9 protein-coding genes and 1 pseudogene are annotated in these 8,415 nt (G+C 56.4%); 3 read left to right on the top strand and 7 right to left on the bottom strand.

Annotated features, from left to right (window positions below; genetic code table 11):
* Positions 1-327: 327 nt before the first annotated feature.
* The 6 genes and pseudogenes from M7F93_RS10315 to M7F93_RS10290 all read right to left on the bottom strand — a co-directional run bounded on the left by M7F93_RS10315 (position 328) and on the right by M7F93_RS10290 (position 5,040).
* Positions 328-1,476, bottom strand: coding sequence for a Fic family protein (locus M7F93_RS10315; protein WP_298172972.1), 1,149 nt, complete (start codon positions 1,474-1,476; stop codon positions 328-330).
* A gap of 73 nt (positions 1,477-1,549) precedes the next feature.
* A pseudogene (locus M7F93_RS10310) lies at positions 1,550-1,717 on the bottom strand (Y-family DNA polymerase); the annotation flags it as partial.
* A 576-nt stretch (positions 1,718-2,293) separates the two neighbouring features.
* Entirely contained in the window at positions 2,294-2,731 is a 438-nt protein-coding gene (locus M7F93_RS10305; RefSeq protein ID WP_298172970.1) for a type II toxin-antitoxin system VapC family toxin, read from the bottom strand.
* Positions 2,728-2,982, bottom strand: a complete 255-nt coding sequence (locus M7F93_RS10300; RefSeq protein WP_035194578.1) for a type II toxin-antitoxin system Phd/YefM family antitoxin — start codon at positions 2,980-2,982, stop codon at positions 2,728-2,730. Before M7F93_RS10300 ends, M7F93_RS10305 begins: the two co-directional genes overlap by 4 nt.
* 217 nt (positions 2,983-3,199) lie before the next feature.
* Complete coding sequence (locus tag M7F93_RS10295) at positions 3,200-3,373, bottom strand: PCP reductase family protein (RefSeq protein ID WP_298172965.1); 174 nt, start codon at positions 3,371-3,373, stop codon at positions 3,200-3,202.
* A gap of 314 nt (positions 3,374-3,687) precedes the next feature.
* Complete coding sequence (locus M7F93_RS10290; RefSeq protein ID WP_298172963.1) at positions 3,688-5,040, bottom strand: tyrosine-type recombinase/integrase; 1,353 nt, start codon at positions 5,038-5,040, stop codon at positions 3,688-3,690.
* A 349-nt stretch (positions 5,041-5,389) separates the two neighbouring features.
* Here M7F93_RS10290 and M7F93_RS10285 point away from each other — a divergent pair, with 349 nt between their 5' ends.
* The 3 genes from M7F93_RS10285 to M7F93_RS10275 all read left to right on the top strand — a co-directional run bounded on the left by M7F93_RS10285 (position 5,390) and on the right by M7F93_RS10275 (position 7,540).
* The gene (locus M7F93_RS10285) at positions 5,390-5,710 is read left to right on the top strand and encodes a BufA1 family periplasmic bufferin-type metallophore (RefSeq protein WP_298172961.1); all 321 of its coding nucleotides are present in this window, start codon (positions 5,390-5,392) and stop codon (positions 5,708-5,710) included.
* A 260-nt stretch (positions 5,711-5,970) separates the two neighbouring features.
* Entirely contained in the window at positions 5,971-6,834 is an 864-nt protein-coding gene (gene bufB / locus M7F93_RS10280) for an MNIO family bufferin maturase (protein ID WP_298172958.1), read from the top strand.
* A complete protein-coding gene (locus M7F93_RS10275; RefSeq protein WP_298172955.1) occupies positions 6,827-7,540 on the top strand; it encodes an HvfC/BufC N-terminal domain-containing protein in 714 nt (237 codons plus the stop codon). The genes bufB and M7F93_RS10275 overlap by 8 nt, the downstream gene beginning before the upstream one ends.
* Here the strand turns inward: M7F93_RS10275 and M7F93_RS10270 are convergent.
* Positions 7,509-8,415, bottom strand: a 907-nt coding sequence (locus M7F93_RS10270) for a virulence RhuM family protein (protein WP_298172952.1), incomplete at its 5' end; no start/stop codon positions are given. The genes M7F93_RS10275 and M7F93_RS10270 overlap by 32 nt on opposite strands.

Genomic DNA, 8,415 nt, shown 5'->3' with positions numbered 1-8,415 from the left:
GTGTCCTATATGCGCTGGTGCGTGACACAAAAGGTTTAACTCTGGCTGAAGATAATTCACCGTTCTGACTATTTCGACCAGCACATCACCCGTGTGTACTGAACCAATTTCTGGACGACAGCTTCCGCTGCGTACCTGACATTGATAATGAGGGGAGTATCGACCGCGCCTCTACATTTTCGATAACACAGGGAATTGCGGCCGATACAGCAATGCCAGATATTATGTGTGGGAAGTCGGCCATCTTCCACCTTTACTAATATTATAAACACCCACTCACGGACCATGTATAAGTTGTTGAGGATGACATTCTGTTGTCCGTTAACATCAAGTGCTCAACAGGTCTATATAGGATTGAAAACTGTAATTACGGTGCGTCTTTTGGCCGGTTATTTCGGTCACTATACCCACGTCTTCCAGAGTTTTTACAGCGGCATTAGCGGTCGGAAAACTTGTGCCCAATCTTTGCCTCACCCGTTCCACTGTAAAGCGGGGCATCATGGGTAACATCTCGAACAGCCGGTAACTGGCAGGCCCAACTTTGGAGGATGCCAGCAGGCGATGACGGTCTGTAGACATCAGACTGGCAATCGAAATAATGCTGCGTTCGGCACCGGACGCGGCGACCGCCACCCCCTCCAGAAAAAACGCGACCCAAGACTCCCAGTCCCCTTCACTGCGGATATTAGAAAGTTGGCGGTAGTATTCGGCTTGGTGCTGCTTGAGATAACCGCTCAGGTACATGATTGGTTCGGCAAGCAGCCCCCAATGCTCTAGCAGTGCCGCTATCAGTAGCCGGCCAAGGCGTCCATTGCCATCCAGGAATGGGTGGATGGTTTCAAACTGGGCATGGACGAGCGCGATTTTCACGAGAGGTGGAAGTGCCGGGGATGTGTCGTGGATGAATCGCTCCATGTCACTGAGCAAGGCGGCGACCCGGTCTGCGGGCGGCGGAACGAAAACAGCGTTACCCGGACGCGTTCCTCCGATCCAGTTTTGCGAGCGGCGCAACTCGCCCGGCTGCTTGGCTGAACCACGGGCGCCAGCGAGCAACAAGCGATGGGCCGCACAGAGTAGGCGAATACTGATTGGCAAGCCTTGGGGCGAGCGGAGATTGTCCTGCACCAACCGGAAGGCGCGCAGGTAGTTGGTGACTTCCTCAACATCATCCGTGTTGCTGATCGCAATGCCTGCCTCCTCATCGAACAGGTCGGTCAAGGTGGCCTGAGTCCCCTCGATTTGCGAAGTCAGCAGGGCCTCCTTGCGAATAGCACTGTAGAGCAGCCAATCTACTGATGGAACCAGCCCCGACACCCCGGACAACCGTGCCAGAGCCAGTTCGGCATGACGATTCAGATCGATAAACGACTCTGGCTCCAGCGCGGGCTCAGTGGGCGGCAATGGGTGCGGCACAAAAGCTTGTACCAACTCGCCCAGTGTCGTGGTGGTCACATAGCTACCTGCAGAACGATCCATTTGCATATCCTTTAATTAGTACACAATCTATTAAGGCACTTTTTAATTGGCACGGTCAACATTAAACGATACGTTAATAAAGATCTCTGTCCTCGCGGTTGGCGTCTATGCGCGGGCGGAGGAAAACCTCTTGAGGGCAGAGCGATCTCGCACGGGCCGCCGTCATGGCGGAATGAAGGCAAATACGGCGAGCCTCATAGCTGCAAGTTGCGACGACGCCCCGGCCGGCGGGATCGCTGCCGACAACGACGGGCTAACCGCACAGTTCGGGTTGGTCGCGCTGCTCCACGGCTGCAAAAAATGCATCCATGTCCACATGGGTGATCTTGCGGAGTTCGGCACCGTGTTCTGAATGTGGGTCCGGCAATGGAAAGTCTCCTGACTGCTCAGATTCCATCAGGAACCGGCCCGGGGAGGGGGGCGATGCCCTGGGTATCTAATTGGGCAAAGGGACGAGGAGCGATGAAAGTTCTTGCCGATGGGCGATGGAAAGCTGTAGATTGCGGCGAAGTGATGGGCGGTAAAGACTGATTGCGGTCATTCAGCAGCGGAGAGCAAATGACATCATCCGACCCGTTCCGGCCCCTCAACGGGCAGCCTCGGCTGACAGCTCTTGGCCGATATTACTTGTTCCCAAGCTGGCCGGTAAGACCCGCCTCTCGGCCTTACCGGCTACTCGCGCTTTGCTAATAGGGGTAGGGTAGCCCCATGAGTCGTGCCAGCAGCCGCCATCTGACCGTGCCGGCGGTATTTATCCATCCGTCCAATGCTTGGCGTGCCCGCCCACGCTCATACCGCAGCGCAGACGGCGACTTGGTCAGGGCTGAGCCTCCCAAGGATTGATGATGGCCACGCCGGTCGGCTCGAAGTCGGCTACATTCCGGGTCACGACGGTCATGCCATGCACAAGTGCGGTGGCTGCGATATACGCATCTCGCTCGGGGCGAGGATTGGGCACATGTAGTTGGGCACAACGAAGTGCTACAACCTCATCGATCGGCAGCGTGCGTTCGGAGAATTCGGGAAGAACATGGTTGTCCATCCAAGTGCGCAGCCGCGCCCCTTGAACGGCGTCACGCCGCTCCACGCGGAGAATACCAAACTCAAGTTCCATGATGGTCACGGCTGAGATGTAGAAACTCGTTGCGTCCGTGCCTGACAGCCATGCTGTAACATTGGCATCGACCTTGCCGTCGCCGGCTTTGCGCAGCTCGGAAATAACATTGGTATCGAGCAGGAACATCATGAACATCATTCAAAGGCCGCTGGCCGGGGAAACTCGCGTGAACGGGGGATCTCAATTTCGATATCGGCAATGCCCGGCATGGATAGCGCCTCAACGAGGTTCCTACGTTTGCCAGTAAGTCGCCGGTATTCCTCGATGCTCAACAGCACGTGTGCTGGTTTGCCGCGATCCGTGATGAACACCGGGCCGTTCTTGGCCGCTTTCTTGGCACGAGTAACGTCCTGATTAAGTTCTCGGCTGGATAGGGTCGTGATGGTCATGGCGACACCTCCTAGATGGGATAGTGTAGGTAAGTTGCTACACTCACGCAACATTTGCAAGCTCATCTGCCCGGGGCTTCGTTGGCAGTTGATCGGCCGGAGACGCCGCTGACAGGTAGATTCGGTCGGCGGACACACCGCCGCCGTCTGCCCGAGCTACGCGACGAAGATGCCAGCCCCGCGGCGCGGGAGCTGGGCATCTACGCTCGAACTGACGCTAACCCATCAGTTTCCCTTTGTTGGCATCGAGAAACGCGGCGGTGACTTTCGATTCGCCCGCTTCCCTGGCGGCCTTCTCGATTTTGGCCTTGGCCATGTTACGCACGAAAGAAGGCATCTTCTCCAGGCGTTGCAGTGCGTCTTCGTCCCAGGGCAGCGTCTGTTCGCTCATTCGTCGACTCCTTCATCAGGTGCAGGTAGGGGATTGCGCTTGCGCGCACAGGCATTGAGGCAATCATCAAGCAGTCTGCGCACCTAGTCATGCCGCGCCTAACGCCTACCGCGGCGTGTCGCGAAGGTGGCATTTGTGAAAATTCTATGGGCTTGGTAACAGGATGGCAAGCCGACGGAGCCGGGCGGCGGCGGGAAACCCTCGCGCGTGGACATCAGGTCACGGCTTTGGCCAAAACTGAGCACGTAAATCCACAGCGCAAGGGTGGGGTGGAACCACTGACCCCGTCGCGCTGAGTTGCGGCAGAAGAACGTTCAACCGGCAATCGGAATGATGTTGTCACCGGCCATGATTGTATCCAGATACTTTTCCCACTTGGTCAGGGCGTCGGTTTTTTCTTCGAGATAGGCGTACTTGTCATAGTGCCTTGTCTGAATATCGCCCAGGCCATGACTCAGCAGTTGTGCCTTCATGTCCTTGCTGATCTTCAGCCTGCCCATCTCGGTTTCCACGGTCCGGCGAATGTCGCCCAGCCGGTACGCTCCAGCGCCGATCGCATGCGCCACACCCGACGCTGTTTCCGGCCATATCGTGCTGCGCCCATCGGTGGAGAAAATACCTGGGGCATCGATATTCAGGGCCAACAGTTCCTCCACCCATTGCCGGGTCTTTGGCGTCAACGGCAGCACATGGGCGCGGGGGTGCTGGCGTTTGCCCTTGCCGTCGTATTGTGTGATCGTGTTCCGGTCCATATCCACATCGGCGGCAGTGACGCGGAACAACTGCGCGGGCCGCTGCCCTCCGAGATAGATTTGCAGCAGCATGGCAAGGCGCATGACGGGATTCGTGAGGGCGTCTATGCCTCTCAGATAGGTCCGCAACTCCTTAATGGTCAGGACACGCTCGCCGGGCACGGAAAGCTCCTTGTAGGTGTCGATTCCGGCGATAGGGTTTACTTCCACATGAAACACGCGGAAAGCCTCCCGCCCAGCCTTCTCCGATTTTAATGCCATATTGTAGGCGGCGTGCAGTGCCGATCTCACCTTGCCCAGCGCACGGCCAAGGCCAGCGGCCTGCATTCGGTCGAAGAGGGGCGTGAAGTCGCGCTTCCCAAGGTCGTTTGCCGGACGGGATACCAGGGCGGGGAATGGCTCCGCCACGTGGATACGGAAGAAACTCGCCACATCTTTGCTGGAGGGTTTTCCCGCCGTTTTTAGGTGATCCACGTAGGCGTCGAGCAATGCGCTGAGAGTCCCTGCATTGGCTTTCTCACGCTCCGCCTTTTGCCGCGCCAACGCCCTTTCGTGGTCGATGCGTTGCTGGTCCAGGTGCAGCCGCACATCCTTGGTGATCGTGCGGTAAATGGCAGCATGCTCTCCGGCCTTTGCGCGGGCTTGCTCCAGAGTAAGGTAGCCTTCCTGTGTCTTCTCGGAATAGGGACCCAGAGGAATCCGATCCCGCTTCCCGGCGCTGGTCACATGGTCGTAGTAAAACGACGCGCCCTTGCTGGCGATTTTGGCGACCAGTTGTCCTGCCCCCTTGGGTCCACCGTCGCGCACCCATACCGGCGTCTTTCTCACCTTCGCGGCCTTGATCTCTCCGGCCAATCCCTTGACGGTCATCGTTGCCATAGCCATAATCCCCCAAGCCTGCTTACTCGTATCCATACGGTATCCATACGCGGTGGGCTACCTCTGTTTTCCATGGTACACCATGAAACAAAAAATTCAATATAAGACAGAAAGTTATATTGTTTTCTTGGGGGTTTGTGAAACACTGGGAAACGCCGTTTTGTCAGACTTTTAAGCCGTGGGTCGCGGGTTCGATTCCCGCCGTCCCCACCAAATAAAACAACATGTTATACGAATTCCGGTCTGGGCAATTTTCGTATTTTACGACCTCCTAACCCTAGGCGGTCACCACCGGCGGGGGACATGCTTTTGCTAACTGGGTCCCAACGAATCACCGCAAAAGGATGGACACCAACATGAAGAAATTGGAAAGGAGTTAAAACCAATGAGCAACGCAGCAGAAAATCGTAAACACATAATCCAGCGCGCGGCCTTTGCCGGGCTTCTGACAATGGCCGGAGCTGGGTTTGCCAGCTCTGCCTGGGCGGGAATGACAGGCTATGTTAGGTGCTACGGCATCGCCCGTGCCCACATGAACCAATGCAACTCCATTGCTGGGATCACCAGAGGTTCAGCCGCCACGAATGGTGATCCGGATGCCTGGCTAGCAGTACCTAAAGGGCTTTGCCTGAAAATCGTAGGTGGCAGTCTGACCCCAAACGTGCGGGATGCGCTCCGCGCACCAGGTTTTCCGTCAGGGAAGTAAAAAAGATGCTGGGGCAAAACAGGCCCTGGCATATTCACTGAATGCTGAGAAAGTTACATGGGCATCTTCTTATGCTTCATCATATATGCCTTGCCACATTTGCCATCATGGGCCTTGGCCATTGCAGCACTCACGCGTAGAGTCAGTCTTGCCGATTTGCGTTTTCGCGCCTAAAGTGCCTGTAAAGTTATTCAACAGTCTGTGTTTGTGTCCATACTTGTAACAGCTCGCAATCCAAAAAGGTATGCTCGCAGAACACCATGGAAAAATCGAATTCTACTCTATCCAACGAAGTCATTCCTGCGGCTGCAGGGATTGGCCTGCGTTCACGCCATTATCGTGATTTTCAGACCGGGAAACCTGAAACTGCCTGGATTGAAGCGCACAGCGAGAACCTTTTTGCCGCCGGTGGGCTGGCCTATCGGGTGATGGGCCAGATTCGGAGTGATTATCCCTTGAGTCTCCATGGCGTCGGCTTATCCTTGGGCAGTGCCGATCCGTTGAATACGGAACACCTGCGCCAACTGCAGCGACTGGTAACCCGCTACGAACCCAGCCTCGTTTCCGAGCATCTTTGCTGGGTGTCATCCGAGGGACGCTATCTCCACGCTCTATTACCCATGCCTTATACCGATGGCATGCTCCAGCATATCAGTGATCGTATCGATCAGGTCCAGAGTGTTCTGCAGCGACAAATCCTGATTGAGAACGTCTCGGCCTATCTGCATTTTACCGATGACCAGATGCCGGAATGGGCTTTTCTGAACGAACTGGTGCGGCGCACTGGATGCGGACTATTGCTGGACATCAACAATCTCTACGTCAGTAGCCGGAATCTCGGTATCGATCGGGACGAATATCTGGTCAACCTTAACTCCGATGCGGTTCAGGAGATACACTTGGCCGGTTTTACGGTGGAAACAGCATTGGGACAAGAAGTGTTGATTGACACCCACAGTCAGGCCGTCTGGCCCGAAGTCTGGTCTCTGTATGACCGCGCCTTGCGGGTTCTCGGACGCCGGGTGCCCACGTTGATTGAATGGGATGTGAATATTCCGCCGCTCAGCATGCTACTGGACGAGGCGCAGAAAGCACAACATATCCTGGAGATGATCCATGAATGACGCACTGACTTGGCAAAAATCGTTTGCAAGCGCCGTGTTTTCGCAAGAAGACGACATCGTCATTCCCGGTCTCGGCGGACCGATTTCTGCTGCCGTCGCTACGGCGATCTACCGTAATAATGTGCTGGAGGGATTTAGCGAAGGCCTCAAGAACATCTACGGCGCGATCTTCCTGCTCATCGGGGAGGACTGTTTTCGGGAAATCACCTATGCCTACTGCCGTGCCATCCCTTCTTTGTCCGGAGACCGCAATGCCTACGGCGACCGCCTGCCCGCCTTTCTCGCCCGTCATCCACTGACCCGATCGTTGGCCTATTTGCCCGATATGGCGCGGCTGGAATGGGCCAGCCATGAAGCCTATCTGGCAGCAGAGCATGCCGTCGATAACGGGTTGCATGCTTCTGTGCGGCTGGTGGAGTCGGACTATCCGCTCATGGCGCTCTGGCAACTGTGCCAGCACCCCGATACGGAGGAAACCCTGGATCTGGATACCCTTGGCGGTGACCGCGTGCTGATTGCGCGTCCTCAAGAGGACGTGCTGATGCGCAGCGTGTCCGTAGGAGAGGCATCCTGGTACCGGGCATTGCTCGACAAGCAGTCACCCGACCAGGCGGCAGCAGCAGCCCAAATGGCCGAACACGGCTGTGATCCCATGCTCTATTGGGCAGCCGCCATCAGTACAGGTCTTTTAGTGCAACGGCACTGAAGGTATCTGCGATACGGAAGTCCATCAGTGCTTCATCCCTTCGGTTTCTTTGTGGGTAACTGCCGCACCATGCGATCGAAATCCGACTCGAAACGCTGGTCATCCAGTACCCGGAACTTGTCGAACTCCTGCTCCGCGTGTGCTTTGGCGAGTTCCGCAGACACTTGGCCTGCCCCTGCAGAATTGCGCGGTCATTCAGCGTCAGGAAGCCCTCCAGCTTGGTGATCCAGTCCTGCATCGTCATTGCGATGCGCCGCGCCGCCTGGCCTTCGGCAAAGACGAGGTATTGCTCGGCCAGGTTATTGAGGGCGCGCAGTTCCTCCTCGCTCAGATAGTTTTTGGCGACACCCACGTCGGATTTACGGATACGTGCGCCTTCCCAAGTCGTCAGGCCCATGTTCGGCAATCGGCTATCCGCGCGGCTGATGATCAACTCGGCGGCGGTCTGGCCGTGGATGGCGTAATGCACCTTGTTTTGCACCGTGGCGAAAAACTGCTGAGTGAGCGGATGGCGCGCGTCGTAATCCACGCTTGTGGCGTAAATGTCGGTGATTTTCTGATAAAAGCGCCGCTCACTGGTGCGGATGTCTTGCAGGCGACGGGTCAGTTCGTCGAAATAATCCCGGCCCTTACCGGGGTTCTTCAGACGCGCGTCATCCAGCACGAAGCCCTTGACGATATATTCCTTGAGCTTGTCGCTGGCCCACTGGCGAAAACGCACGCCTACCGGGCTGCGCACGCGAAAGCCAAGAGCGAGGATCATGTCGAGATTGTAGTGTGCCACCTCATACTGTTTGCCGTCTGCGGCAGTTGTTCGGAAAAGCCGAACAACTGAGTGCTCATCTAGCTCCCCATCCTCAAAAATGTGCCTGATG

The organism is Acidithiobacillus sp. (genome assembly GCF_027322205.1).
In the GTDB taxonomy this organism is placed as follows: domain Bacteria; phylum Pseudomonadota; class Gammaproteobacteria; order Acidithiobacillales; family Acidithiobacillaceae; genus Acidithiobacillus.
Note: the sequence above shows the minus strand (reverse complement) of the source record. Positions and strands in the feature narration are given on the sequence as shown.